This is a genomic window from Streptomyces sp. NBC_01384 (assembly GCF_045040035.1).
Lineage (GTDB): Bacteria > Actinomycetota > Actinomycetes > Streptomycetales > Streptomycetaceae > Streptomyces.
This window is the reverse complement of record NZ_CP109559.1, coordinates 4,227,067-4,253,670: the sequence shown is the minus strand read 5'-3', so window position 1 is coordinate 4,253,670 and position 26,604 is coordinate 4,227,067. Positions and strand designations below refer to the sequence as shown.

At 69.3% G+C, this 26,604-nt stretch carries 23 protein-coding genes and 1 pseudogene; 13 read left to right on the top strand and 11 right to left on the bottom strand.

Annotated elements, in window-relative coordinates; all coding sequences use genetic code 11:
* The first annotated feature begins 183 nt into the window (after window positions 1–183).
* From OG747_RS19320 to OG747_RS19310, 3 genes are all read left to right on the top strand, one after another.
* Entirely contained in the window at window positions 184–1,644 is a 1,461-nt protein-coding gene (locus OG747_RS19320) for an aldehyde dehydrogenase family protein (protein WP_405880576.1), read from the top strand.
* Window positions 1,645–1,788: 144 nt separating this feature from the next.
* The gene (locus OG747_RS19315) at window positions 1,789–2,328 is read left to right on the top strand and encodes a DinB family protein (RefSeq protein ID WP_405880575.1); all 540 of its coding nucleotides are present in this window, start codon (window positions 1,789–1,791) and stop codon (window positions 2,326–2,328) included.
* 38 nt (window positions 2,329–2,366) lie between these two features.
* Entirely contained in the window at window positions 2,367–3,008 is a 642-nt protein-coding gene (locus tag OG747_RS19310) for a PadR family transcriptional regulator (protein WP_405880574.1), read from the top strand.
* 44 nt (window positions 3,009–3,052) lie between these two features.
* Here the strand turns inward: OG747_RS19310 and OG747_RS19305 are convergent, their stop codons facing one another.
* Window positions 3,053–4,459 (bottom strand): glutamate decarboxylase, encoded by a 1,407-nt coding sequence (locus OG747_RS19305; RefSeq protein WP_405880573.1) that lies wholly within the window; start codon window positions 4,457–4,459, stop codon window positions 3,053–3,055.
* Window positions 4,460–4,609: 150 nt separating this feature from the next.
* Window positions 4,610–4,747, bottom strand: a pseudogene (locus tag OG747_RS19300) (ion channel protein); the annotation flags it as partial.
* A gap of 405 nt (window positions 4,748–5,152) precedes the next feature.
* On the opposite strand from OG747_RS19300, the gene OG747_RS19295 reads away from it, so the two are divergent.
* Window positions 5,153–5,920 carry a MerR family transcriptional regulator gene (locus OG747_RS19295; protein ID WP_405880571.1) on the top strand — a complete coding sequence of 256 codons (768 nt, stop codon included), beginning with the start codon at window positions 5,153–5,155 and terminating at the stop codon, window positions 5,918–5,920.
* A gap of 84 nt (window positions 5,921–6,004) precedes the next feature.
* Here OG747_RS19295 and OG747_RS19290 read toward each other — a convergent pair whose 3' ends face one another.
* The gene (locus OG747_RS19290; RefSeq protein ID WP_405880570.1) at window positions 6,005–6,187 is read right to left on the bottom strand and encodes a heavy metal-binding domain-containing protein; all 183 of its coding nucleotides are present in this window, start codon (window positions 6,185–6,187) and stop codon (window positions 6,005–6,007) included.
* A gap of 170 nt (window positions 6,188–6,357) precedes the next feature.
* Between OG747_RS19290 and OG747_RS19285 the strand changes: the two genes are divergently transcribed.
* Window positions 6,358–7,395, top strand: a complete 1,038-nt coding sequence (locus OG747_RS19285; RefSeq protein WP_405880569.1) for a DedA family protein — start codon at window positions 6,358–6,360, stop codon at window positions 7,393–7,395.
* Window positions 7,396–7,506: 111 nt separating this feature from the next.
* On the opposite strand, the gene OG747_RS19280 is transcribed toward OG747_RS19285, so the two are convergent.
* Both OG747_RS19280 and OG747_RS19275 read right to left on the bottom strand, forming a co-directional pair.
* On the bottom strand, window positions 7,507–9,150 hold the full coding sequence (locus OG747_RS19280) for a threonine/serine exporter ThrE family protein (protein WP_405880568.1): 1,644 nt from the start codon (window positions 9,148–9,150) through the stop codon (window positions 7,507–7,509).
* 118 nt (window positions 9,151–9,268) lie between these two features.
* Window positions 9,269–9,760: an inorganic diphosphatase gene (locus OG747_RS19275; RefSeq protein WP_405880567.1), complete on the bottom strand. Its 492-nt coding sequence runs from the start codon at window positions 9,758–9,760 to the stop codon at window positions 9,269–9,271.
* A 79-nt stretch (window positions 9,761–9,839) separates the two neighbouring features.
* Between OG747_RS19275 and dacB the strand changes: the two genes are divergently transcribed.
* The 6 genes from dacB (at window position 9,840) to folE (ending at window position 17,710) form a co-directional block, all read left to right on the top strand.
* Window positions 9,840–11,504: a D-alanyl-D-alanine carboxypeptidase/D-alanyl-D-alanine-endopeptidase gene (dacB, locus tag OG747_RS19270; protein WP_405880565.1), complete on the top strand. Its 1,665-nt coding sequence runs from the start codon at window positions 9,840–9,842 to the stop codon at window positions 11,502–11,504.
* A gap of 98 nt (window positions 11,505–11,602) precedes the next feature.
* Window positions 11,603–12,742, top strand: a complete 1,140-nt coding sequence (locus OG747_RS19265) for a zinc-dependent metalloprotease (protein ID WP_405880564.1) — start codon at window positions 11,603–11,605, stop codon at window positions 12,740–12,742.
* 193 nt (window positions 12,743–12,935) lie between these two features.
* Window positions 12,936–13,943 carry a tRNA lysidine(34) synthetase TilS gene (tilS, locus tag OG747_RS19260; RefSeq protein WP_405880563.1) on the top strand — a complete coding sequence of 336 codons (1,008 nt, stop codon included), beginning with the start codon at window positions 12,936–12,938 and terminating at the stop codon, window positions 13,941–13,943.
* 230 nt (window positions 13,944–14,173) lie between these two features.
* Entirely contained in the window at window positions 14,174–14,734 is a 561-nt protein-coding gene (hpt, locus tag OG747_RS19255; protein WP_010986089.1) for a hypoxanthine phosphoribosyltransferase, read from the top strand.
* Window positions 14,735–14,932: 198 nt separating this feature from the next.
* Window positions 14,933–16,960 carry an ATP-dependent zinc metalloprotease FtsH gene (gene ftsH / locus OG747_RS19250; RefSeq protein WP_405880562.1) on the top strand — a complete coding sequence of 676 codons (2,028 nt, stop codon included), beginning with the start codon at window positions 14,933–14,935 and terminating at the stop codon, window positions 16,958–16,960.
* Between the two features lie 144 nt (window positions 16,961–17,104).
* The gene (folE, locus tag OG747_RS19245; protein ID WP_329365748.1) at window positions 17,105–17,710 is read left to right on the top strand and encodes a GTP cyclohydrolase I FolE; all 606 of its coding nucleotides are present in this window, start codon (window positions 17,105–17,107) and stop codon (window positions 17,708–17,710) included.
* A 590-nt stretch (window positions 17,711–18,300) separates the two neighbouring features.
* Here folE and OG747_RS19240 read toward each other — a convergent pair.
* From OG747_RS19240 to OG747_RS19215, 6 genes are all read right to left on the bottom strand, one after another.
* Entirely contained in the window at window positions 18,301–18,789 is a 489-nt protein-coding gene (locus OG747_RS19240; RefSeq protein WP_405880561.1) for a DUF3180 domain-containing protein, read from the bottom strand.
* A 57-nt stretch (window positions 18,790–18,846) separates the two neighbouring features.
* Window positions 18,847–19,458 (bottom strand): 2-amino-4-hydroxy-6-hydroxymethyldihydropteridine diphosphokinase, encoded by a 612-nt coding sequence (gene folK, locus OG747_RS19235; protein ID WP_405880560.1) that lies wholly within the window; start codon window positions 19,456–19,458, stop codon window positions 18,847–18,849.
* Complete coding sequence (folB, locus tag OG747_RS19230) at window positions 19,455–19,814, bottom strand: dihydroneopterin aldolase (RefSeq protein WP_101399893.1); 360 nt, start codon at window positions 19,812–19,814, stop codon at window positions 19,455–19,457. The genes folK and folB overlap by 4 nt, the downstream gene beginning before the upstream one ends.
* A 292-nt stretch (window positions 19,815–20,106) precedes the next feature.
* Window positions 20,107–20,601, bottom strand: a complete 495-nt coding sequence (locus OG747_RS19225; protein WP_405880559.1) for a nuclear transport factor 2 family protein — start codon at window positions 20,599–20,601, stop codon at window positions 20,107–20,109.
* On the bottom strand, window positions 20,598–21,458 hold the full coding sequence (gene folP, locus OG747_RS19220) for a dihydropteroate synthase (RefSeq protein ID WP_405880558.1): 861 nt from the start codon (window positions 21,456–21,458) through the stop codon (window positions 20,598–20,600). The genes OG747_RS19225 and folP overlap by 4 nt, the downstream gene beginning before the upstream one ends.
* A gap of 236 nt (window positions 21,459–21,694) precedes the next feature.
* Window positions 21,695–23,500, bottom strand: coding sequence for a phosphatidylglycerol lysyltransferase domain-containing protein (locus OG747_RS19215; RefSeq protein WP_405880557.1), 1,806 nt, complete (start codon window positions 23,498–23,500; stop codon window positions 21,695–21,697).
* A 224-nt stretch (window positions 23,501–23,724) separates the two neighbouring features.
* Here OG747_RS19215 and OG747_RS19210 point away from each other — a divergent pair, with 224 nt between their 5' ends.
* Together OG747_RS19210 and OG747_RS19205 are read left to right on the top strand one after the other, a co-directional pair.
* Window positions 23,725–24,855 carry an alpha/beta hydrolase gene (locus tag OG747_RS19210; RefSeq protein WP_405880556.1) on the top strand — a complete coding sequence of 377 codons (1,131 nt, stop codon included), beginning with the start codon at window positions 23,725–23,727 and terminating at the stop codon, window positions 24,853–24,855.
* Between the two features lie 246 nt (window positions 24,856–25,101).
* The gene (locus tag OG747_RS19205) at window positions 25,102–26,559 is read left to right on the top strand and encodes a hypothetical protein (protein WP_405880555.1); all 1,458 of its coding nucleotides are present in this window, start codon (window positions 25,102–25,104) and stop codon (window positions 26,557–26,559) included.
* Window positions 26,560–26,604 lie beyond the last annotated feature (45 nt).

Sequence of the window (26,604 nt, the reverse complement as noted above, 5' to 3'; positions counted from 1 at the left end):
GCCGCCCCTCGGTCCGGTCTTCGCTCGATCCGGTCTTCGATCCGGCCTTCACGGACTCTCCGAAGGAGCTCTCCAACTCCCTTTGAACACAAGTACGATGACGTCTGATCAGACGTTGATCGAATGTGTCTGCTGACTCAGGCTCGGATGTCTGCCTCGGCAGCAAGGGGATCGAGGGAGCACATGTCGTCCTACTTCACCGACCTGGCCCAGCAGTACATCGGCGGCGAATGGCGCCCGGGCACCGGCTCCTGGGACATCATCGACTTCAACCCGTACGACGGCGAGAAGCTGGCGTCGATCACCATAGCCACGGTGGACGAGGTCGACGAGGCGTACAGCGCCGCCCAGCGGGCCCAGAAGGAATGGGCCGCGACCAACGCGTACGCGCGCCGTGCGGTCTTCGAGAAGGCCCTGCGCATCATCGAAGAGCGCGAGGCGGAGATCACCGAGGTGATCATCGCCGAGCTCGGCGGCACCCACCTCAAGGCCGGCTTCGAGCTGCACCTCGCCAAGGAGTTCCTGCGCGAGTCGATCCAGCTGGCGCTGCGCCCCGAGGGCAAGATCATCCCCTCGCCGATCGACGGCAAGGAGAACCGCGTCTACCGCGTCCCCGTCGGTGTCGTCGGTGTGATCAGCCCCTTCAACTTCCCCTTCCTGCTCTCCCTGAAGTCCGTCGCCCCGGCCCTGGCGCTCGGCAACGGCGTGGTCCTCAAGCCGCACCAGAACACCCCGATCGTCGGCGGCTCCCTGGTCGCCAAGATCTTCGAGGACGCGGGCCTGCCCGGCGGTCTGCTCAACGTCGTCATCACCGACATAGCCGAGATCGGCGACGCCTTCATCGAGCACCCCATCCCCAAGGTCATCTCCTTCACCGGCTCCGACAAGGTCGGCCGCCACGTCGCCACCGTCTGCGCCTCGCAGTTCAAGAGCGCGGTGCTGGAGCTTGGCGGCAACAGCGCCCTTGTGGTCCTGGACGACGCGGACATCGACTACGCCGTCGACGCCGCGGTCTTCAGCCGGTACGTCCACCAGGGCCAGGTCTGCATGGCCGCCAACCGTGTGCTGGTGGACCGCTCGATCGCGGACGAGTTCACCGAGAAGTTCGTCGCCAAGGTCAAGACGCTGAAGGTCGGAGACCCGAGCGACCCCCAGACGATCATCGGCCCGGTCATCAACTCCTCCCAGGCGGACGCGCTCACCGGCGCCGTCGACCAGGCGATCGCCGAGGGCGCCACCGCCCTGGTACGCGGCGCCACCACCGACAACCTCGTCGAGCCGACCGTCCTGACGGACCTGCCCGCCGGCTCCGCCATCCTCCAGCAGGAGATCTTCGGCCCCGTCGCGCTGCTCGTCCCCTTCGACGGCGAGGAGGAGGCCGTACGCATCGTCAACGACACCCCGTACGGGCTCAGCGGCGCCGTGCACACCGCCGACATCGAGCGCGGTGTCTCCTTCGCCAAGCAGATCGACACCGGCATGTTCCACGTCAACGACGGCACCGTCCACGACGAGCCGCTGGTCGCCTTCGGCGGCGAGAAGCACTCGGGCATCGGCCGCCTGAACGGCGAGGCGACGGTAGAGGCGTTCACCACCCAGAAGTGGATCTCGGTCCAGCACGGCCGCAGCTTCTTCCCGTTCTAAGACTTTCCCGTTCCAAGAATCTTTGTCGGACTCCTTGTTGCCGCCGGGCCCTTGCGGACAGAACCTGACCGCAAGGGCCCGTACTTTCGTCGGTGCCAGGCAGGGGATGTCAGGCAGGAAGACCCGATGAAAGGCGGCCAGATCATGGTTACTCACGTTTCGGCGGAGGCTCCCGGCGACGAGCGCGGAGCTCTGCTCTCCTTCTTGGAGGCCGAGCGCGGCGGTATCCGCCGGGCCCTGATCGGTCTGACACCGGAACAGGCCACGAGCAGGCCGAGCGCGAGCGAACTGTCGCCGGCCGGGCTGCTCAAGCATGTCGCCGAGGTCGAGCAGAGCTGGATCGCCCGTGCCAAGGGCGAGGCGCCCGCGGTGAAGCGGGACGAGTCGAACTGGCACGAGTGTTTCGTGCTCGCCGGCGGCGAGACCGTCGAGTCGCAGCTCGCGTACTGGGAGAAGGTCGCGGCCGAGACCGACGCGTTCATCCGCTCGGTGCCCAGCCTCGACGACACCTTCCCGCTGCCGAACGACCCCTGGTTCCCGCCGGACGAGCGGGTCTCGATGCGCTGGGTGCTGCTGCGTCTGATCTCCGAGATGGCCCGGCACGCCGGCCACGCCGACATCATCCGCGAGTCCCTGGACGGTGCGACCGCCTTCGAGCTGGTAGCCCGTGAGCAGGAGGGTTGACCTCCGCGCTCTCATCTTCGCCGCATAATCTGGACCCCATGTCAGCGATCCGTCTCCTGGTGCTGGGCGCCGTCCGCCAGCACGGGCGGGCCCACGGCTACCAGGTGCGCAACGACCTCGAGTACTGGGGCGCCCACGAGTGGTCCAACGCCAAGCCCGGCTCGATCTACCACGCGCTCAAGCAGATGGCGAAGCAAGGACTGCTGCACGCCCACGAGATCGCCCCGTCCACCGCGGGCGGCCCGCCGCGCACCGAGTACGAGATCACGGACAAGGGCACCGAGGAGTACTTCACCCTGCTGCGCCAGTCGCTGACCGCGTACGACCAGAAGCCGGACATCCTCTCGGCCGGGCTCGGCTTCATGGTCGACCTGGGCCGGGAGGAGACCCTCGAACTCCTTCAGGAGCGCGTGCGCACCATCGAGGAGTGGCGCACCTCCGTCACCGAGTACTACACCCCCGGGGACGGTCCCGGACAGCTCGGCCACATCGGCGAGATCATGAACTTCTGGGTCCACTCTGCCGACTCCGGCGCCCAGTGGACCCGGGACCTGATCGAGCGGATCCAGAGCGGCGCGTACACATTCGCCGGCGAGGGCGAGCCGTTCGTCGGCGTCCTGGTGGACGGCGAGGAGAACCCCTACGCGACCGGGACACCCCACCCCGGCGACCGGGGGTAGCCACGCCCCTCGCCGGAGGTGTTCTGGTGTTCGCCGGAGGTGTCCTAGTGATGGAAACCGGTCGCCTCCTCCTTGTCCGGGGTCGACGGGTACGGCTGCCGACGCAGTTGGGGCAGCAGTCGGCTCAGGTCCTCGATGAAGAGATCGGCGAGGTCCGTCGAGAAACCGTTGCGGCACACCACCCGCAGCACGGACAGGTCCTCCCGGTTGGCCGGGAAGGTGTACGCGGGCACCAGCCAGCCGTTCTCCCGCATGCGCCGGGACACATCGAAGACGTCGTACGCGCTCACGTCGGGCGCCGTCGTGAAAGCGAAGACGGGCAACTCGTCACCCCGGGTGAGGAGTCGGAAGTCCTCCAGCGCCTCGATCCGCTCGGCGAGCCCGCGGGCCACGTCTCTGGTCGTCTGCTGCACGGCCCGGTAGCCCTCCCGCCCCAGCCGCAGGAAGGTGTAGTACTGCGCCACGACCTGTGCGCCGGGCCGGGAGAAGTTGAGCGCGAAGGTCGGCATGTCGCCGCCCAGGTAGTTGACCCGGAAGACGAGTTCCTCCGGGAGCTCGGCCGCCGTCCGCCACAGTGCCCAGCCGACGCCCGGGTAGACCAGCCCGTACTTGTGCCCCGAGGTGTTGATCGACGACACCCGCGGCAACCGGAAGTCCCAGACCAGGTCCTCGTCCAGGAAGGGGGCGACCATCGCGCCGGACGCGCCGTCGACATGGACCGGGATGTCGAGGCCCGTACGCTCCTGGAGCTGGTCGAGGGCCGCGCACAGCTCGGCGATCGGCTCGTAGGACCCGTCGAAGGTGGAGCCGAGGATGCCGACGACCCCGATGGTGTTCTCGTCGCACAGCTCGGCCGCCGCCTGCGGGTCGAGGTGGAACCGGTCGCCCTCCATCGGTACTTGGCGCGGCTCGACCTCCCAGAAGTTGCAGAACTTGTCCCAGCAGACCTGGACGTTCACCCCCATGACGAGGTTGGGGCGGGCTCCGGGGTAGCGGTCCGCGTTCCGCTGCGCCCAGCGCCGCTTCAGCGCCATCCCGGCGAGCATGCACGCCTCGCTCGACCCGGTCGTCGAACAGCCCACAACGGCCGCCGGATCGGGCGCGTTCCACAGATCCGCGAGCATCGCCACGCAGCGCCGCTCCAGCTCGGCGGTGCGCGGGTACTCATCCTTGTCGATCATGTTCTTGTCGCGGCACTCAGCCATCAGCACCGCGGCCTGCGGCTCCATCCAGGTGGTGACGAAGGTGGCGAGATTCAGCCGCGCGTTCCCGTCCAGCATCAGTTCGTCGTGGACGAGCTGGTACGCCGTCGAGGGAGCCAGCGGCCGGTCCGGCAGCCGGTGCTTGGGCGGCGCCTCGGTCATGTCGCCGAGCGGATTCGCCTCCCCGAAGAAGGGGTTGACGGACATCGGTCGCTCGTCGGGCTTCTCGGGTCCTTTGTGGAGCGGCATGGGCTCTCCCATCGAGTTGGCGGGTCGCAGTGTCCTACGGGTTCATCGGGTCAAGGTGTCTACGGGTTCATCGGATCGTTGTGTCGACTGGTTCATCTGGTTCATCGGATCGGAGGGGTCCGTCGGTTCATGATCGGGGCCCGGTTCGCGTCACCGGATCGGGGTCCCGTCGTCGCGCAGCTGCATCTGCGGCCGTCCGGTGACGATCAGCCAGGCCGGGACGGAGGCCGGCGCCGGCAGCGGCAGCACAGCCGGGTCGGCCACCAGCACGGCCGCCGTGAACAGGGTCTCCAACGGTGCGGCGATTGGCTTGGTGAAGCCGCGGAAAGCTGATTCCGGCTCGGGCGTAACCATATGCCGAGCTGATCGCCAACGGCATGACCATCGAGGAGAGATCGGCACCTCGCTCGGCGCCGACTCCCTCTACGGGGGCAGCGAGAGGTCGCAGGACGAGCGCCGCCGCCACACCGACCACCACGGAGGGCACGATCAACGGCAGCACACGCCGCATGGGGGTCACCGAGGGTGAATCGGCGCTCACGCCCACACCTTAAGCGGGCAAAAGCTGCACAACATCCCAGGGAAGTCGCTCCGGCACCCCGGGGAAGTCGCTCTGGCACCCCGCGATTTCCGGCTTGCACCTCACGTCGCGTGAGGGCCCATGGTGGGACGCGTACCGAGGAAGGAGCGGAAGTGGGTTACTCAGTGGGCCAGGTCGCCGGTTTCGCCGGGATCACGGTGCGCACCCTGCACCACTACGACGAGATCGGCCTGCTCGCGCCGAGCGAGCGCAGCCACGCGGGGCACCGGCGCTACAGCGACGCCGACCTCGACCGGCTGCAGCAGATCCTGTTCTACCGGGAACTCGGCTTCCCGCTCGACGAGGTCGCCGCCCTGCTCGACGACCCGGAGGCGGACCCGCGCGCGCATCTGCGCCGCCGGCACGAGCTGCTGACCGCCCGGATCGAGAAGCTGCAGAAGATGGCAGCGGCCGTGGAGCACGCAATGGAGGCACGCACGATGGGCATCAACCTCACGCCCGAGGAGAAGTTCGAGGTCTTCGGGGACGACGGCCCGGAGAAGTACAACGAGGAGGCCGAGCAACGCTGGGGCGGCACCTGGACGTACGAGCAGTCCCAGAAGCGGGTCGCCCGCTACACCAAGGACGACTGGCTGCGAATCAAGGAGGAGACCACCGCCTGGAGCGAGCGGTACGGCGCACTCGTGGCGCAGGGCGTACCCGCCACCGACGAGCGGGCGATGGACCTCGCCGAGCAGCACCGGCAGCACATCACCAAGTGGTACTTCGACTGCCCGTACAAGATCCACGAGGGGCTCGGCGAGATGTACGTGTCCGATGAGCGCTTCAAAGCGTTCTACGAGGCCGTCGGGCCCGGCGTCGCCGAGCATCTCAGGGACGCGATCGCGGCGAACGCCGCCCGGCACTCCCAGGGAGCCTGACGTAAGGGGCGTCCGCCGACTGCGGGCGCCCCTTACCGGCATGCGCCCCCTACAGGCATGCGCTGTTCCGCGGACCTGTGTGCGCTACTCCTTCGCCAGGACCACCGCGGTGCCGTAGGCGCACACCTCCGTGCCCACGTCCGCGGCCTCCGTCACGTCGAAGCGGAACATCAGGACACCGTTGGCGCCCCGCACGCGTGCCTGCTCGACGAGCCGTTCCATGGCCGGCTGGGGTCCCTGGCCGCCTCCGTACTCTTCGATGCCCATGACTCACAGCTTTGTCCCAGTGAGCACACAGTGCATCCTGGAAGTACTGGTGGAACCTGGCACGGACACAATGCGTTGATAGCTTTGGTCGGCCGTAGTGCCTGCCGTACTGCAGTGCTGCCGTACCAGGACCGCCGTACTCTTCCTTCACCACTCAGGAGCCCGGAACCGTGACGACGCTTGCCCTTGGTCCAAGCTGGCTGGATCCGAACACGCTCCTGGACAACTTCGGCATCTGGGGCCTGCTGCTGGTCGTCTTCGCCGAGTCCGGCCTGCTCATCGGCTTCTTCCTGCCGGGTGACTCGCTGCTGTTCACCTGCGGTCTGCTGATCACGTCGAACCAGCTGGACTTCCCGCTGTGGGCGGCCGTCGCCCTGATCTGCGTCGCCGCGGTCCTCGGCGACCAGGCGGGTTACCTCTTCGGCAAGAAGGTCGGTCCCTCGCTCTTCAGCCGCCCCGACTCCCGCCTCTTCAAGCAGGAGAACGTGGTCAAGGCCCAGGAGTTCTTCGAGAAGTACGGGCCCAAGTCCCTGGTCCTGGCCCGCTTCGTGCCGATCGTGCGCACGTTCACGCCGATCATCGCCGGCGTCAGCGGCATGAAGTACCGCTCCTTCATCACCTTCAACGTCATCGGTGGTGTCATGTGGGGCGCGGGCGTCACGCTGCTCGGCTCCTGGCTCGGAAAGATCGACTTCGTCAAGAACAACATCGAGGCGATCCTGATCCTGATCGTCCTCGTCTCGGTGGTCCCGATCGCCATCGAGTTCCTGCGGGCCCGCTCCAAGGCCAAGAAGAACCCGCCGGTGCCGGACGCCCTCCAGAGCCCGGCCCAGTACCAACAGCAGCCCCCGGCCCCCGTCATGGACGACGCGACGCGTCCGCTGCGCCTGCACCCGGCTCAGCAGGGCCAGGACCAGAACCAGTACCAGTACCAGCAGCAGGGGCAGTACCAGCAGGGCCAGTACCAGGAGGGCCAGTACCAGCAGCAGCCGTACGGCAACCAGGACCAGGGCTACTACCAGGGCTACGACCAGAATTACGACCAGAATTACGACCAGAACTACGACCAGAACTACGACCAGGGCCAGGCCTACCCTCCCCAGCAGTACCCGCAGGGCTACCCGCAACAGCAGCCCCAGCAGCCCCAGCAGCCGTACGGCAACCAAGACCAGGCCTACCCGCCCCAGCAACACCCGTACGGCAACTGAGCGCCCCGTAGGGGGGCGCGAGGCACGGCTCGGCCAGCCACGAACGACCCGCGGTCGCCGTCCCACAGAAGGCACCGAGCAGAAGGCACCGAGCTCCTGGGCACCCGGCGCTCAGAAACCTCGCGTCCGCTTCGCGGCCCGCCGCCCCCCGGCGGAGCCCCCCGGCACCCGCAGGAACAGCCGAGAGATCTCCGACCCCAGGTTCACACCGATGGCGATGGCCATGGCGAGCGCGGCGGCCTTGGAGAGCGACACCAGTCCCTTGTCGACCTCGTTCTGGGCGATCGACAGCAGCCCGAAATAGGTGGCCGACCCCGGCAGCAGGGGCCCGATCGCAGCCGTCGTGTACGGCAGCGCGGAAGCGAACCGGTACCGGGACAGCAGCTGCCCGAAGAGGCCCACCAGGCCCGCCGCGACGGCCGTGGAGGCGACCGGTGAGATGCCGCCCGGGTAGTGCATCGCCCCGTACACCGACCAGGCGACGCCTCCGTTGAGGGTCACCGCGAGCACGGTGGATCGTTCCTGCTGGAGCAGGACCGCGAAGGTCAGTGACAGCAGCATGGCGGCGGCGATCTGCACCAGGGGCCGCTCGGAGATGCTCAGCGCCTGGTCCGGATTGAGCGCGGCGCCGAACTTCACGCCGAAATAGAGCACCACGAGGACGCCGACGACGATGCCCACGAAGAGGTACATGACCTCCAGCAGCCGCGCGGACGCGGTGATGTAGAAGCCGGTGAGCCCGTCCTGCACGCCCGCGACGAGCGCCCGCCCGGGCAGCAGCGCGAACAGCCCACCGGTGATCACGGCGGAGGACTTCACATCGACGTTCGCGAGCTGGAGCGCGACACCTATCGCGGCCGGCGGCATCGCGGCCACCGTGAACTGGTAGAACTCCGGCAGCCCGCGCCCCGCGCACAGCCACGCCAGCCGGTCGCCCAGCATCGCGCCGAGCGCAGCGGCGACGAAGACGATCGCGTCACCGCCGACGAGCACCGAGGCCGCGCCCGCGAGCAGCCCGCTGGAGGCGGTGAGCACCCAACCGGGATACGGGTGCCGGTTGCGCCGCATCTCGGCGAGGCGCCGGTAGGCCTCCTCCAGGGAGATCGCGGTCTCGGGGTCGCTCAGGTCGTCGACGAGCCGGTAGACGGCGGCGAGGCGCGTGTAGTCGGTGCCCCGGCGGCGTACGGTCCGCGAGGCCGTCACGGGATCGTCCACCAGGGACGGTTGGTGCGAGATCGACAGCAGGGTGAAGGTGACGTTCGGCTCGCAGCGGTCCAGGCCGTAGGAGCGGCAGACGGCGAACATCGCCGTCTCCACGTCCTCGGCGCCCTCACCGCCCGCGAGCAGCAGCTCGCCGATGCGCAGTGTCAGGTCGAGCACGCGCGGGACCGCGGGCCCCGCCTCGTCCTCCTTGTGGACGGGTTCGGGCGCCGGACGCTCGGCCACCGGCATCCGCAGCATCGTGCGCATCCGGTCCTGCCAGGGCACGTCCTTGGTCAGACTGACCGCGGGGATGCCGGTCGCCGGGGTGAAGGCCGCCGTGGCGTGCTTCGCGCCGTAGGCGCGCGGGGCGCTGAACGCCGAACCCTCGGACTCGGCGCCGCCCGTCGGCTCGGGCGGCACGAGCCCCTCGGGGAGCGCGAACTCCGACGTCGTCCCCGATTCGTCCTCGGCCGCCGGTGCCACGCCGTCCGGCTGCGCGAAGGCACTCCGCGCCTCGTCCGACTGCGGTTTGCGGTCCTCCGCCTCCGTCACCCACTACTCCCGCTGTTGCAGACCGTGCACCTCCCGTAGGCCCCAGTATGCGCACTGATACGCGAACGGGCCGCGCCACCCCAGGAGGGGTCACGCGGCCCGTGAGGCTCAGGAGGGATCAGTGACCGCCCTGCTCCTTCAAGCGCTTGTAGGAACGCTCGATCTCGGCCTCGGCCTCCGCGCGGCCGACCCAGTTGGCACCCTCGACGGACTTGCCGGGCTCCAGGTCCTTGTAGACCTCGAAGAAGTGCTGGATCTCCAGGCGGTCGAACTCCGACACGTGGTGGATGTCCCGCAGGTGCTCCACGCGCGGGTCGTGCGCCGGGACGCACAGCAGCTTGTCGTCGCCGCCGGCCTCGTCCGTCATACGGAACATGCCGATCGTGCGGCACTGGATGAGACAGCCGGGGAAGGTCGGCTCGTCCAGGATGACCAGCGCGTCCAGCGGGTCGCCGTCCTCGCCGAGGGTGTTCTCGACGAAGCCGTAGTCGGCCGGGTAGCTGGTCGAGGTGAAGAGTCGACGGTCCAAGCGGATCCGACCGGTCTCGTGGTCCACCTCGTACTTGTTCCGCGAACCCTTCGGAATCTCGATCGTGACGTCGAACTCCACCGGTGGCTCCTCCATGATCAGCACATAGTTCTGGTGGTTAAGTGTCCCTCACGCCGGTGTGTGATCGCGAAAGGGGCTGGTGGTCGTGCCAGAGCTGAGGGCTTGGCGGGCCGCGAGACCGCATGTGGTGCGGATCAAGCGGACCGTGCAGCCGCATGTGGCGCGGGTCGCGCGGTCCGTGCAGCCGCGTGTGGCGCGGGCTGCGCGGTCCGTGCGGCCGCAGGTGGTGCGGGTTGCTCAAGCGGTGCGGCCGCGTTCCGGGAAGTTCACGACCCCCCAGCTCGCCGCCGTCGCCGCCACCGCGGGCCTGGCGCTCGCGGCCGGGGCGGTGGCCGTCGCCGGGCCCTGGGACTCCTCCGGTCAGCGTACGGCGGAGCGCGACTGGGCCGCATCGCGAGAAGGGGAGGGTGGCGCAGATCACGGACGTAATTCCGATACGTCTGCTACGTCCCCCACATCGCCGAAGCCCGCGCCCAGCGCCGCGTCCGTCCTGACCGGCCTCGGCGGCTCCGCGGTCTCCGCCGCGCTGCCCGCACCCGCCGAGAAGGCCCTCACAAGCACCCTGGACCGGCTCCTGGGCGACTCCGCGCTCGGCGGGCGGCGCACGGCCGTGGTCGTCGACGTGGCGACCGGCAAGCGGCTGTACGGCAAGGGCGCCGACGACGCGCAGACCCCGGCCTCCACGACGAAGATCGCCACCGCCGTCGCCGCGCTCTCCGCCGTGGGCGCCGACCATCGCATCGAGACCCGTGCGGTCCTGGAGCCCGGCACCAAGGAGGTCGTGCTCGTCGGCGGCGGCGACCCGACCCTGACCGCCCGCAAGGAGGCCGGCGGCACCTCCCGCTCGAACGAAGCCGGGAGCGGGGGAGGGTGGGCGAGCCTGCGCACCCTGGCCGACGAGACGGCGACCGCCCTGAAGGCCCGTCATCTGGACCGGGTGACGCTCTCGTACGACACCTCGCTCTACGCCGGTGCCACCCTGCACCCCATCGGCGCCAACCCCAACCTCGCGCCGGTCAGCGCACTGATGGCCGACGAGGCCCGCACCGACGACTCGACCAGCGGCCCGGTCGCGCGCACCACGGACCCGGCGGCGGACGCGGCCGGGAAGTTCGCGGACCTGCTGCACGCCAAGGGCATCAAGACGACCTCCCCCGGCCCCTCGAAGGCCACGAACCGCGCGCAGTCCCTCGCCTCGGTCTCCTCGCCGCCCCTGTCCGCCCTCATCGAGCGGATGCTGACGAACAGCGACAACGACATCGCGGAAGCCATGGCCCGTCAGGTCGCCCTCGCCACGGGCGGGCCGGCCAGCTTCGAGGGCGGTGCGAAGGCGATCGACGGGCAGCTGAGGAAGCTCGGACTCCCGCTGTCCGGCGCGCACTTCACGGACGGCAGCGGTCTGAACCGCGCCGACAAGCTGACGGCGGACCTGCTCACCGCCCTCCTGGTGAAGGCCGGCGACCCCTCCCACCCCGAACTCCGGCCGATCCTGACCGGCCTCCCGGTCGCGGGCTTCACGGGCACCCTCAGCGACCGCTACGCCGACGACGCCTCCGGCACCGGCGTCGTACGCGCCAAGACCGGCACGTTGACAGGCGTGAACACCCTGGCGGGCACGGTGGTCGACACCGACGGCCGCCTTCTGGCCTTCGCCTTCCTGGCCTCCGGCACGACGGACCCGGCAGCGGCCCAGTCGGCCCTGGACCGCACGGCCTCGACACTGGCGAGCTGCGGCTGCCGGTAGCTACCGCCCGTACCACGAGCCCCGTGGGCCCGGAACCGGGGGCGCATCGGGGGCCGTACCTCTCACCGCACCGCGACCCCCTCACGTACGGTTGACGCATGACGAGCATCGGTGGTGCCGAGATGGTCGACTGGAATCTCGCGGTGGCGACCGCGACACGGCTCGTGCGGCCTGGCCCCGAGGTGAGCCGCGACGAGGCCAGGGAGGTTGTCGCGGAGCTGCGCCGGCATGCGAAAGCCTCGGAGGAACACGTCCGGGGCTTCACTCGTATGGGCACGGAGGACACCCACGACACCCCCGTACTCGTGGTCGACCGCCCGGGCTGGGTCCGGGCCAACGTCGCCGGGTTCCGGGAGCTCCTGAAGCCCCTGCTGGACAAGATGCAGGAGCGGCGGGGGAGCAGCCCGGGCGGAGCCGTCCTCGGCGCCGTCGGCGGCAAGGTCACCGGCGTCGAGCTGGGCATGTTGCTGTCGTTCCTGTCGTCGCGGGTCCTCGGGCAGTACGAGACCTTCGCCCCGGCGACCCGGGAACTCCCGGCGGGCGGCACCCCTGATTCACCGAGTGGCGGCGGACGGCTCCTGCTCGTCGCGCCGAACATCGTCCACGTGGAGCGCGAACTCGACGTGGAGCCCCACGACTTCCGCCTGTGGGTGTGTCTGCACGAGGAGACGCACCGCACCCAGTTCACGGCCGTGCCCTGGCTGCGCGACCACCTGGAGGGCGAAATCCAGTCTTTCTTGGGCGAGACCGAGGTCGACCCCATGACGGTCCTGGAGCGCATCAGAGAGGCCGCCCAGTCGCTCGCGGGCGGCCGGCCCGAGGGCGAGGAGGACGACGGAGGCCGCTCACTGGTCGAGATCGTACAGACGCCGGCCCAGCGGGAGATCCTCAGCCGCCTCACCGCCGTGATGTCCCTCCTGGAGGGACACGCCGACTTCGTGATGGACGGCGTGGGTCCTGATGTGGTCCCGTCCGTGGGCGAGATCCGTGAGAAATTCCAGCAGCGCCGGGCCAAGGGTGCCTCGCGCCTGGACCTCGCCCTGCGCAAGCTGCTCGGTTTGGACGCCAAACTGAGGCAGTACAGGGACGGCGAACGGTTCGTGCGCGCGGTCGTCGACCAGGTCGGCATGGACGGGTTCAACCGTGTGTGGACTTCCCCGAACACTCTCCCGACCAAGACGGAGATCGCCAAACCGGCGGACTGGGTCGCGCGGGTGCATCGCAAGGCAGAGTCGTGAACCCTACGGCAAGGTCGTGAAACGAATCCGGCCGACGGCAGGTGAACGCCCCTCCAATCACCCGTCCGAGGGACCGTGAGCGATGGGTAGGCGTGCAATGCTCGGGGAACGGCCTGTTTCTGTCACCATCTACACACTCTGAGTGACCGAACCTCGGGCTCACCCCCCGAAAACTTCATGAAGGGAACCGGACATGGGTCCCCATCCTGCGGTCGCGGCGATACGCCTGGCGGTCCGCCGCGTACTCCACGACATCCTCACCGACCACACACCTCCCCCAGGCGAGTCCTCCCCGCTCGTCCTCGTCGCCTGCTCCGGCGGCGCCGACTCCATGGCGCTCGCCTCCGCCCTCGCCTTCGAAGCCCCCAAACTCGGCATCCGCGCCGGTGGCATCACCGTGGACCACGGTCTGCAGCCTGGCTCCGATCTGCGCGCCGACGACGTCGTCGGACGCCTCGTCGAGCTGGGCATGACGCCCGTCGAGTCGCTCGCCGTCACCGTCGGCCGCGGCGGCGGCCCCGAGGCCGCCGCCCGCGACGCCCGGTATGCCGCCCTGGACGCCGCCGCCGAGCGCCACGGCGCCGCCGCCGTCCTGCTCGGCCACACCCGCGACGACCAAGCCGAGACGGTTCTGCTGGGCCTCGCCCGCGGCTCCGGCATCCGCTCCCTGTCCGGAATGGCCGCGGTCTCGGGGGCCGGCGGCCGTTACCGACGCCCGTTCCTGCACCTGGACCGGCAGACCGCCCGCAGGGCCTGCATGGCCCAGTCGCTGCACGTCTGGGACGACCCGCACAACGCCGACCCGGCCTACACCCGCTCCCGGCTGCGCCACGAAGGTCTGCCCGCCCTGGAGAAGGCGCTCGGCAAGGGCGTCGTCGAGGCCCTCGCACGGACGGCCCAGCTCTCCCGCGACGACGCCGACGCCCTCGACGCCTGGGCCCGCCAGGCCGAGGCCTCCGTACGCGACACGGCGGGCCTCCTGGAGTGCGCGAAGCTCTACGTCCTGCCGCCCGCCGTACGCCGCCGCATCCTGCGCCGCGCCGCCATCGAGGCGGGCGCCCCGGCCGGTTCGCTGTTCGCCCGCCACATCGAGGAAATCGACCGGCTGATCACCGGCTGGCGCGGTCAGGGAGCCATCAATCTCCCGGGCAAAGTCGTCGCCCAGCGCCAGGGTGGCAGACTGGTGATTCGGCAAGGCTGAAACCGGACCCTCCACCGGGACCGCTCGCGCGGCTCTCCGGGACCCCTCACTCGGGTCGCGGGCGGTCCGGGTGGCCGCGCGAGTGAGCCGAAGGGGTGCGTCGCTGTCGAAAGGGAGAACGCGCGGAGGTCGTGAGGAACGAGCGACCGAGCACGGTCGACCGTCGACAGCGACATCAGAACCCCGTAGGTGAACGGGCCCAAAAAAAGTGGGACGGACGACCGAAAGTGATGCGGGTGGACGCGAAAGACATGGGCACCGACCTCAAGTCGGTGCTCATCACCAAGGAAGAGATCGACGCCAAGCTGGCTGAGCTGGCCGCGAAGATCGACGCGGAGTACGCGGGCAAGGACCTGCTGATCGTCGGTGTCCTCAAGGGCGCCGTCATGGTCATGGCGGACCTCGCGCGTGCGCTGTCCACCCCCGTCACCATGGACTGGATGGCGGTGTCGTCGTACGGCGCGGGCACCCAGTCCTCGGGTGTGGTGCGGATCCTCAAGGACCTCGACACCGACATCAAGGGCAAGCACGTCCTCATCGTCGAGGACATCATCGACTCCGGGCTGACCCTGTCCTGGCTGATCTCCAACCTCGGCTCCCGCGAGCCGGCCTCCCTCAAGGTGTGCACGCTGCTGCGCAAGCCGGAGGCGGCCAAGGTCGCGATCGACGTGGAGTGGGTCGGCTTCGACATCCCGAACGAGTTCGTGATCGGGTACGGCCTCGACTACGCCGAGAAGTACCGCAACCTCCCGTTCGTCGGTACGCTCGCGCCTCACGTCTACGGCGGCTGAACCTCCGGGTCCCAGTCCTCGTAAGAGGATCGGGAACCCCAGCGGGTTTCGCGCCGTTGGAGCATGCGTGGGCGGGATTACCAGTCGTCCCCTGCGGCTGCGGGTGACAATGCTGGGGTACCGTCCGAAGAACAGTCTTTATAAGTCTTTATCAAACTCACTATGGCAGGAGGGACGGGGCGACACCGCTCCGTATGGATGGACGTGAAGCGATACTTCCGTGGGCCGGTCATGTGGATCGTGCTGGCCGTCCTTGCCGTGGTCGTGTTGATGCAGGTCGTCGGCTCGTCCGGCGGCTACAAGACAGTGGACACCGGCCAGGTCGTCCAGGCGATCAATGACAACAAGGTCCAAGAGGCCAAGCTGACCACCGGTGACGAGCAGGTCATCAAGGTCCAGCTCAAGGACGGCCAGAAGGTCTCCGGCAGCTCCAAGATCCAGGCGAGCTACATCGGTGACCAGGGCGTCAACCTCGCCAACACACTCCAGGACAAGTTCCAGAACAAGCAGATTCCGGACGGCTACACGGTCTCGCCGTCCAAGCAGAACGCGTTCCTCGGCATCCTGCTGTCTCTGCTTCCCTTCGTCCTCATCGTCGTCGTCTTCCTGTTCCTGATGAATCAGATGCAGGGTGGCGGCTCCCGGGTCATGAACTTCGGGAAGTCCAAGGCGAAGCTCATCACCAAGGACACCCCGAAGACGACGTTCTCGGACGTCGCGGGCTCGGACGAGGCGGTCGAGGAGCTCCAGGAGATCAAGGAGTTCCTCCAGGAGCCGGCGAAGTTCCAGGCCGTCGGGGCGAAGATCCCCAAGGGCGTGCTCCTGTACGGGCCTCCTGGTACCGGTAAGACGCTGCTCGCGCGCGCCGTCGCGGGCGAGGCAGGCGTCCCCTTCTACTCGATCTCGGGTTCCGACTTCGTCGAGATGTTCGTCGGTGTCGGTGCCTCCCGAGTCCGTGACCTCTTCGAGCAGGCCAAGGCGAACGCTCCGGCGATCGTCTTCGTCGACGAGATCGACGCGGTCGGCCGCCACCGCGGCGCCGGCCTCGGCGGTGGTCACGACGAGCGCGAGCAGACGCTGAACCAGCTGCTCGTCGAGATGGACGGCTTCGACGTGAAGGGCGGCGTGATCCTCATCGCCGCCACGAACCGGCCCGACATCCTCGACCCGGCGCTGCTGCGTCCCGGCCGCTTCGACCGCCAGATCGCGGTCGACCGCCCGGACATGCAGGGCCGTCTGGAGATCCTCAAGGTTCACCAGAAGGGCAAGCCGGTCGCGCAGGACGTCGACCTCTCGGCCGTCGCCCGCCGCACCCCCGGCTTCACGGGTGCCGATCTCGCCAACGTGCTGAACGAGGCCGCGCTTCTGACGGCCCGCAGCGACATGAAGCTGATCGACAACTCCATGCTGGACGAGGCGATCGACCGCGTGGTCGCGGGCCCGCAGAAGCGGACCCGGATCATGTCGGACAAGGAGAAGAAGATCACCGCGTACCACGAGGGCGGCCACGCCCTGGTCGCGGCGGCGTCTCCGAACTCCGACCCGGTCCACAAGATCACGATCCTGTCGCGCGGCCGTGCCCTCGGCTACACGATGGTCCTGCCGGACGAGGACAAGTACTCCACGACGCGCAACGAGATGCTGGACCAGCTGGCCTACATGCTGGGCGGCCGCGCGGCCGAGGAGCTCGTCTTCCACGACCCGACCACAGGCGCTGCGAACGACATCGAGAAGGCCACCGCAACGGCCCGCGCGATGGTCACGCAGTACGGCATGACCGAGCGTCTCGGCGCGATCAAGTTCGGCGGCGACAACACCGAGCCGTTCCTCGGCCGGGAGATGTCGCACCCGCGCGACTACTCGGAAGAGGTCGCCGCGCTCGTCGACGAAGAGGTCAAGAAGCTCATCGAGAACGCGCATAACGAGGCCTGGGAGATCCTGGTCGAGAACCGCGACGTCCTCGACGCGCTGGTGCTCCAGCTGCTGGAGAAGGAGACGCTGAGCAAGGAGCAGATCGCCGAGGTCTTCGCTCCGATCGTCAAGCGCCCGGCCCGCCCCGCGTGGACCGGCTCCTCCCGGCGTACCCCGTCCACCCGCCCGCCGGTGCTCTCCCCCAAGGAGCTGTCGCTGACGAACGGGGCGAACGGATCGACGCCGGCCATCGCCAATGTGACGGAGTCCGTCCCGGCGAAGGATCTGGCTCCGGAGGACCGCCCCGAGAGCTGACCAGGCTCTCCCGGTGGCCTCACCAGGCCCGGAATGGATGCCGCGCCCCCCAGGTTCTAGCCTGGGGGGCGCGGCATTTTCGCACGACCACACGTTTTGGACGCGTCGACCAGCACGCGCAAGATCCACAGGAACGAGGACCAGATGACCGACCCCGTGACGCTGGACGGCGAAGGCGTGATCGGCGAGTTCGACGAGAAGCGAGCCGAGAACGCCGTACGAGAGCTCCTCATCGCAGTCGGCGAGGACCCGGACCGCGAGGGCCTGCGCGAGACGCCCGGGCGGGTGGCCCGGGCGTACAAGGAGCTTTTCGCCGGGCTGAGGCAGGCTCCGGAGGACGTGCTGACGACGACGTTCGACCTCGGGCACGACGAGATGGTCCTGGTAAAGGACATCGAAATCGTATCTTTGTGTGAACATCATCTCCTGCCGTTCCATGGTGTGGCTCACGTCGGGTACATCCCGGCCGACACTGGCAAGATCACTGGCTTGTCGAAGTTGGCACGCCTTGTCGAGGTGTTCGCCCGGCGGCCGCAGGTGCAGGAGCGACTCACCACTCAGATTGCCGACTCACTCATGCGGATCCTTGAGGCGCGTGGCGCGATCGTCGTCATTGAGGCTGAGCACATGTGCATGTCCGTCCGTGGCATTCGCAAGCCAGGTGCCAAGACCACGACGTCCGCGGTGCGCGGCCAGCTTCGGGACGCTACGACCCGGGCTGAGGCAATGAGCCTGATACTGGCGCGCTGACCTGATTGTCAGTGGTGCCCGATACGGTCTCCGATCGGTGGAGTCGATCGCTGATCAAGGGGGATCGCGATGGGGTACGGGTTGCCCAGCAAGCAGACGGTGAATGCGGTCGGTGGGCGCAGGCAGGCGCGCAACGTTCAGGCGGGCTGCCGCCTCTGGACGTTGGAGGGAGAGCGCACGGTCCAGACGGCGGTCACGGAAGTGGTGACCGTCAAGGTCCGCGAGGTCGTCGAAGTCGTGACCGATCATGTGACGTTCACCGCCGCGCCGGATCAGATGCTGGGCACGCCCGATGGCTGGGTCCACGCGTGCCGTTTCTTGCGGAACTCGCCCAGATCGTCGGCGCCAGATTCACGCCCCGCACTGATGGCAAGGCCTCGAAGCTCCTCGTGGCCGACAGTTGGCCGTCACGAGGAACGTTCAAGCCCGAGCAGCACTCCCTTCAGCTGAGGGAGGCGGCCTAGTCCCAGGTCCATCAGGTGCGGCGGCGCATCGCCAAGGACAAGCCGTTCACCCTCTACAGCTACCGCCTCGACCCGCACCCCGGTGTCCTGGTCAACGGCCACCTCGCCCGGCAGCTTTGGTGACCCCTACGCGACCGGAGCCGCGCCGCCGTGTTCGTTGTCGTCGTCCTCCGGGAGCTTGCAGACGCGCTCCAGGAAGAAGGCGGCCGCTATCACGGCGATGCCGGCCAGGACCGAGAAGCCGGCGTAGATGGCCTGGTCGCGGCGGGCGGGGATGTCCAGGGACTCGAGCAGGAACGCGCCCGTGCCGCCGTACATGCCCGCCACCAGGGCGGCGACCAGGGCGCTCGCCTGGCCGAAGACGACCGCGCGGGCCGCCATCAGGGGGTCGACGCCCTTGGCGCCGGGGCGGCGCTCGCGCTGGGCCTTGAGGCGGGCGCGCAGGGAGAGCGCCGTGGAGAGCAGGACGACGGCGATCAGGGCCAGCACGATGGGGGCGGCCAGCGGGACCCGCGGGAGGGTCCCCACCGCGCTCCACAGGCGCGCGCCCGCCCAGGACAGCACACCGGCCACGACGAACACGGCTGCCAGCGTCCTGATGCGCAGCTGTTTCACGTTGTTGTCCCTTTGCCCCTCTTGTAAGCCCGCCTCTGGTCGTCCTGACCTTAACGACTACTCGGGCAGCCGGAGTTCCAGGTCGGGCCGGGGCACGACACCTTCCCGGGTGATGGCGGTGAGCAGGTGGGCGACGGGGCCGCGGCCGGGCAGCTGTGCCTCGGGCTCGACGTCGTGCCAGGGGGCGAGGACGAAGGCCCGCTCGTGGGCGTGCGGGTGAGGGAGGGTCAGGACCGGGTCGTCGGAGACGACATCGGCGTACGCCACGACGTCCACGTCGATCGTGCGTGGGCCCCAGCGCTCGTCCCGTACGCGGTGGAAGGCCTCCTCGATCGCGTGCGCCCGCTCCAGGAGCGAGGACGGGGGGAGGGTGGTCTTGAGGACCACGACCGCGTTGAAGTAGGTCGGCTGGCTGCCCGGTTCGACGCCCCAGGGCTCCGTCTCGTAGACGGGGGAGACCGCCTTGACGCGGAGGCCCGGGGTGTCCTCCAGGGCGTCGATGGCGCCTTGGAGGGTCTCCAGACGGTTGCCCAGGTTCGAGCCGAGGGAGAGCACCGCCCGCTTCGGGTTCTGCAGGGTCGTGTCGGCGGCGTCCACCCGCTCGACCACGGAGGCGGGCACCGGCTGTACGGTCGGGTCGCTCTGACCCTCGGTGAAGTAGGCGGTCATACTCGGCTCCGGGTGATCGTGACGGTCACGTCGTCGAAGGGGACTGTGATCGGCGCGTCCGGTTTGTGGACGCAGACCTCGACCTCCTGGACCCCGTCGTGCTTCAGGCATGTCTGGGCGATGCGCTCGGCGAGCGTCTCGATGAGGTCGACGGGCTCGCCCTCGACGACGGCCACGACCTCCTCCGCCACGATGCCGTAGTGCACGGTCTTCGACAGGTCGTCTTCGGCCGCGGCCGGTCGGGTGTCCAGGCCCAGCTTCAGGTCCACGATGAAGGTCTGGCCCTCTTCGCGTTCCTTCTGGAAGACACCGTGGTGCCCGCGGGCCTTGAGGCCGCGCAGCGCGACACGATCCACGCGAATCACTCCTGCAATCGTCGGGTAGCGGCCGGTGCCCACCGAGTGCGGTCGGCACACCGGCCTCAAACGAATCTACCTGCGGGCACTGACAGAGCTCGCCCACGGGGACACGCGCCCGCATGACGGTCGCGAGGCTTCATCGGGCGTTTCCCCTGGGGAACACGGCGGCTCACGGGTTGGTAGCCGCCCATACCCAGTGGTTCGTGATTCCAACCACTTCTTGGTTCCTGTGGGCAGCCCACCCACCCGACCGGGGGTGTCCTCGCCTCGACCAGGGGTGTTCCTCGGCTCAGCCGGGGGTGTCCTCGTCGTCCTCCTCGCCCGACTCGGCGAGTACGGGCGAGGCGTGGTGCGACCAGAGCTTCCAGCCGTCAGCTGTGCGACGGAACACGTTCGTGGCGACGACCAGCTGGCCGACGAGCGGGCCGAGCTCATCGCTGTCGTCGGGCGAGGGGCCGCCGCTGAGGATGTTCTCGGTGCAGGTCACCAGCGCCGTGTCCCCGGTCACGGAGACGTGCACGTCGGTGAGGAAGAACTGGATGTACTCGGTGTTCGCCATGATCAGCGCGTACGAGCGCAGCACCTCGCCGCGGCCGGTGAGGACCGGCCAGCCGGGGTGGACGCAGGAGATCACCGCGTCCTCGCCCTCGATGTCGTCGTCGGCTGTGTCCAGCGGAGCCAGCCACAGTGACGACAGCTCCTCGAAGTCGCCCCGCTCCAGCGCCTCGTAGAAGGCGGTGTTGGCGAGTTCGACCTGCTCGATGTCGGTGCGGGGTGCGCTCACTGGGCTCCCTCGACGGCCCGGGCGACGCGTACGGCGTCGGCGGTGGCCCGTACCTCGTGGACACGGACCGCCCACGCGCCCTGGTGGGCGGCGAGCGCGGAGACGGCGGCGGTGGCGGCGTCCCGTTCGCGCGCGGGCGGCGGGGCACCTTCCGGGCCCGCCAGGACGCGGCCGAGGAACCGCTTGCGGGAGGCGGCGACCAGGAGGGGGTGGCCCAGTTCGCGCAGACGGTCGAGGTGGGCGAGGAGCGTCAGGTCGTGTTCGGAGTCCTTGGAGAAGCCCAGGCCCGGGTCGACGACGATGCGGTCGGGGGCGATGCCGCCCGCCAGAACGGCCTGCACGCGTGCGTGCAGCTCGTCGACGACTTCGGAGACGACGTCCTCGTACGTCCCCTTCACGTTGTCGCCCTCCAGGAAGCCGCGCCAGTGCATGACCACGAAGGGGGCGCCGGCCGCGGCGACGGTCGGGATCATCGCGGGGTCGGCGAGGCCGCCGCTGACGTCGTTGACGAGGGCGGCGCCCGCGGCGAGCGACCGCTCGGCGACGGAGGCGCGCATGGTGTCGACGGAGACGGTGACGCCCTCGGAGGCGAGGCCGCGGACGACCGGGATGACCCGCTTGAGCTCCTCCGCCTCGTCGACACGGGTGGCGCCGGGGCGGGTGGATTCGCCGCCCACGTCCACGAGGTCGGCGCCCTCGGCGACCAGGGCCAGGCCGTGCTTGACGGCGGTCGTCGTGTCGAACCAGCGGCCGCCGTCGGAGAAGGAATCGGGAGTTACGTTGACGACCCCCATGACCGCGCAGCGGTCCCAGGTCGGCAGTCCCGCGACGTGGCCGCGGCGGCGCTCGGTGTTCATACGTCCAGCCTAGGCCTCCGGCGGGGGGCGGAATCGTCTGCGGGTTCGCTCCGGCGGGGGTCTTTTGGCCGCTTCGCGGCCTGTTCCGCGCTCCCCCAACCGTCCCGGTCGGCCGAGTAGTCACTCGAAAAGGACAGAAGGTGCGATCTCGCACCTGAAGTGTCTTGAGGCCCGAGCGAGAGCCCCAGGGATGGGGCAGGGGCCCCGCTCGGGCCTGTTCGGGGGGTCTGGATCGGCTACGCCGCCCTGACGCCCCGTTCCGCCACCCCGTGTGCGCACGGGCGCGGTGCCGGGGCGCGGCGGCGCAGCAGGCGCGGGAGGGCCAGGTTCACGAAGCCCTCGGCCTGCATGGCGGCGAAGCCGATGCGCGGGAGGTCGCGGGAGGAGCCGTAGACGACGAAGCGGGGCTCCCAACGGGGCCGGAACTTCGCGTTGAATTTGTACAGGGACTCGATCTGGAACCAGCGGGAGAGGAAGACCAACAGGCCGCGCCAGGCGCGCAGCACGGGTCCCGCACCGATCTTCTCGCCGCGGGCCAGCGCCGAGCGGAACATCGCGAAGTTGAGCGAGATCTGCTTGATGCCGAGGCGGGGGGACGCTTCGAGTGCCGCCACGATGAGGAGCTCGTTCATGCCGGGGTCGGCCGAGCGGTCGCGGCGCATGAGGTCCAGGGAGACACCGTCGGTGCCCCAGGGGACGAAGTGCAGGACGGCCTTCAGGTCGCCGTACGGGCCGAGGTCGTCGTCCGCCTTGTGGGCGGTGGCGACCAGGCAGTCGCCGTCGGAGGGGTCGCCGATGCGGCCGAGCGCCATGGAGAATCCGCGCTCGGTGTCCGTGCCGCGCCACGCCTCCGCCGCACGCCGTATCCGGTCCAGCTCGCCCTCGCTGAGGTCACGGATGCGCCGCACCCGGGTCTCGTAGCCAGCCCGTTCGATACGTTTCACCATCTGGCGCACGTTGCGCATCGCGCGCCCGGCCAGGGAGAAATCCGCGACGTCCACCACCGCCTCGTCGCCCAGTTCCAGGGCGTCGAGGCCGGTTTCGCGGGTCCACACCTCGCCGCCCGTCTCGGAGCAGCCCATGACGGCGGGGGTCCAGGAGTGGGCCTTGGCCTCGTCCATGAAGCGTTCGATGGCGCCGGGCCAGGCCTCGACGTCGCCGATGGGGTCGCCGCTGGCGAGCATCACACCGGAGACGACGCGGTAGGTGACGGCCGCCTTGCCGCTGGGTGAGAAGACGACGGCCTTGTCGCGGCGGAGCGCGAAGTGGCCGAGCGAGTCGCGGCCGCCGTGTTTGTCCAGCAGGGCCCGCAGCCGGGTCTCGTCGTCCTCCGTGAGGCGGGCGGCGGGGTGTTCGGGGCGGAAGGCCAGATAGATCGTCGTGGCGGCGGTCAGCCAGCCGAGCGCGCCGAGGGAGAAGGCGACCGTCCAGGAGGTGGGTCCGGCGTAGTCGACGGGGCCTTCGAAGCCGAACAGGCCGTACAGGACGTGCGTGATGCGGTCGGCCAGGCTCGGGTCGCCGACCATCCGGTCCTGGTGGGCGCTGACGATGACCAGTCCGAGGGCGAGGGAACCGGCGCCCATGAGGACGAAGTTGGCGAGAGCGCGCCAGCGGCTGCGCGGATCGGGCAGGGCGGCGAACTCACTCCGGTGGCGCAGCAGCGGCGCGAGCAGCGCGAGGGAGATGACGACGCCGATGATCGAATGGCGGTACGCGAACTGGGCGACGGCGCCGGCCGGAAGCAGGACCACGGCGGCCCGCCACGCCCGTCGCTTGCGGCGCCGCAGCCCATGAGCGAGCAGCAGTAGGAGCACGCCCGCGCTGAGCGACAGCGCGGCGGCGAACGGGCCGAACGCGCCCGGCAGTACCTCGGCCATGGCGTGCATACGGCTGTGCCGGAAGCGCGGGAAGACGCCTGCGGCAATGTCCAGGACCCCTACGAGTGTGCAGGCCCTGGCGACGAGGGCGGGGACGGCCTCCGGGCGCGGACCACGGAGTATGCGTCGCATCCTGTCCGTTCGGTCTGGAACCTCAGCCGACATTTCCCCATCTATCCTGACAGACATCGCATCCCGTAGTTCTGCGAGAGACCTTGAATCCGGTGCCATTCCGGCATCCGGCGACATTGCGCCCTGTAGGACGGTGTCTTGGGGAGTCAGGTTCACTCCCCATCGGAAAGCCGTTTCAAAAGGCAAGAAAAGTCTGGGGCAAGTCCTCGCGAAAGAGCAGGGCGGCCCTTGACGGAAAGCGCAGGCAGGAACAGCTCATGGGTCTCACGAGCAACAAGGTGCTGGTGCTGGCGGTCCTGTTCGCCGTGCTGCTGTTCGTCGGCACGGTGTGGTGGTGGCCACGGCTGGCGCGGCGAAACTGGCGGGCCGTCAGCGGACGGGTCGGCCTGCTCCTGGTCACGCAGGTGTCGATCTTCGCCTCGATCGGACTGTTCGCCAACCAGGCGTTCGGGTTCTACGCCACATGGGCGGACCTCTTCGGTCAGGAGAGCGGCGTGGGGGTGGTCGTCTTCCACGGCGGTCAAGGCGGCCCCGGCGGCGGCCCCCTCCAAGTGGTCGACACCCTGCCGGTGAACGTGTCCGGCGGCTCCCGACCGCAGATCGGCGGCCAGATCCAGAAGGTCAACATCGTCGGCCGTACGACGCACATCGCCACGTCCGCGTTCGTCTACCTTCCCCCCGAGTACTTCCAGGCGCGCTACCGCACCCGCACCTTCCCCGCCGCCACGATCCTCACCGGCTATCCGGGCACCGCCGCGGCGCTCATCAAGGGTCTGCACTATCCGCAGACGGCCCACGAGATGTCCAAGAACGGCAAGATGCAGCCGATGATCCTGGTCATGATGCGGCCGACCGTCGCGCCCCCGCGGGACACCGAATGCGTGGACGTCCCCGGCGGCCCGCGCACCGAGTCGTTCTTCGCCAAGGACCTCCCCGACGCCGTATCGGCCCACTACAGGGTGGGTAAAAAACCCGGAAGCTGGGGCATCCTCGGCGACTCCACGGGCGGGTACTGCGCGCTGAAGCTGGCCCTGCACCACCCCGAGGTGTACGCCGCCGCGGCGGGCCTGTCGCCCTACTACAAGGCGCCCATCGACCCCACGACGGGCAATCTCTTCCATGGGAACAAGGAACTGCAGAACAGCGCGGACCTGCGCTGGTTCCTGCGGCACAAGCCCGCCCCCGACACGTCGCTGCTGGTCACCAGCAGCAGGGTGGGCGAGCACAACTACAAGGACACGCTGAAGTTCATCAGCCTCGTGCAGTCCAAGCAGCGCACCCGGATCGCGTCGATCATCCTCGACAGCGGCGGCCACAACTTCAATACGTGGCGGCGGGAGATCCCGGCGACGCTGCAGTGGCTCAGCGGGCGGCTGAGCGACAGCTGACCGCCGTCCCCGAATACGTGGCGACCCCCGTGATACGTGGCGACCCTCGTGGAATTCCTCGAATCTCTCGTATCGCTCGAACTCAAGGGAATTGATCAACAAGTCGCCGCCTTGTAGGGCCGGCGGCACCTTGTGGGACAAGGAGTTGCCCTCTGGGGCGGTTGAGGCGGGGGAAAGGCTCCGGGGTGACTGTGTTTTTACCGGGCGGGGCACCAAGATTCGCCTACGCGCGGTAAGTTTCTGGCCATGCCACGTGGACGTCACCGCCATTCCCCACCTCTGCACCGGCTGCTGCCTCCCTCGGCGATCGCAGGCGTCTCGCTCGTCTGCGCCGTGGGGCCCTGGCTGTTCACGGAGCCAGGGGTGCTCCGCACGTTGGCAGCGGCCGCCGCGGTGACCGCGGTCGCGGGCGCCTTCGTCATGCGCCGCTGGGACACGGCGGCGGGCAAGCGCGTCGCGGACCTCACGCGCGCGCGTGCGAGCGACGAGTGGCGCCACGAGGAGCGCGTCGCCGAACTGGAGACCGACCTCGACGAGTCGCGCGAACTGCGCACCAAGCTCGAGCAAAAACTGCGCGCGAAGCGAGCGGAGTTGGCGGGCCTGCGCAACGAACACGCGGCGCTGCTGCGGCGGTATGCCACTGCGGAGACGGAGCGGGCGAGCGCCCTGGAGGGGCGCCGGCTGCTCGAGATTGAGACGGTGGCGCCCGCGCCCGCGCTGCCCGCCGGGCTGACCGGTGCGGCGGAAACCGCAGAGCCCGTGGAGCCCGTGGACGCGGCGGAGCCGGAGGCTCCCGAAGAGGTGACCGCCGAGGAGAACGCCGTCGCCGAGGAGAACGCCGTCGACGAGGAGAACGCCGTCGACGAGGAGGCCGACGAGTCCACGGACGCGCCCGTGTCTCCCGTGGTCTTCTCCCCGGCCGGGTCGTCGCTCTTCCTGCGTGCCAACGCCGCGCTGAGCCGGATCGTGAGCGGCGCCGCGGCGCCCGACGCCGCCGACACGGACGCGGACGCCGATACGGACGCGGACACGGATGTGGACGCGGGGACCGGCGCGGATGCCGATGCCGAAGTCGAAACTGACACCGAAGCCGAAGCCGAAGCCGAAACTGAAGCGGCCTCGGATTCCGAGACCGGCGCCGATGCCGCCGGCTCCGCCGAGGGTGAGCCCGCCAAAGGAGAGCCTTCGACGGACGGCCCCCCGAAGGGCGACGGCCCCCCGAAGGGCGACGGCTCCCTGACCGACGAGCCCTCCACCGAGAAGCCCGCGCAGGCCGTCGCTACCGAGGCGGCACCGTCCACGGATGTCGCCGTGCCCGCACCCGCCGCGTCCGTCGAGGTGGAGCCCGTCGCGGCCCGGCCGGCAAAGCCCTCGAAGCCCGTCCGTCCCGCCGGGCACTTCACCGTGCCGACCGCGGTGGCCGTCGCACCGGCGGCGCCCGTGCGGCGCCCCTCGGTCGAGGGCGGGTTCGACTTCTTCGGTACGCAGAAGGGGACGTCCTCGGCCGCCATGGAGGCCGTGCAGAACGAGGACCTCGCGGACGTGGTCGGCCAGGAGGCGCTCGCCCTGCACAAGGCCGAGGCCGAGTCCGGTTTCAAGCCCGTGGACGAGGGGTCCCGCGGCGTCGGTCAGGTCATCGACCTGACCGCGCACGACGAGACCGAGCAGATCGACCTGGCGGAACTACGCACCGCGGCTTCCTGAAGGCGCCAGTAGAAGGTGCCAGTAGTACGTGGCTTACATACGTGA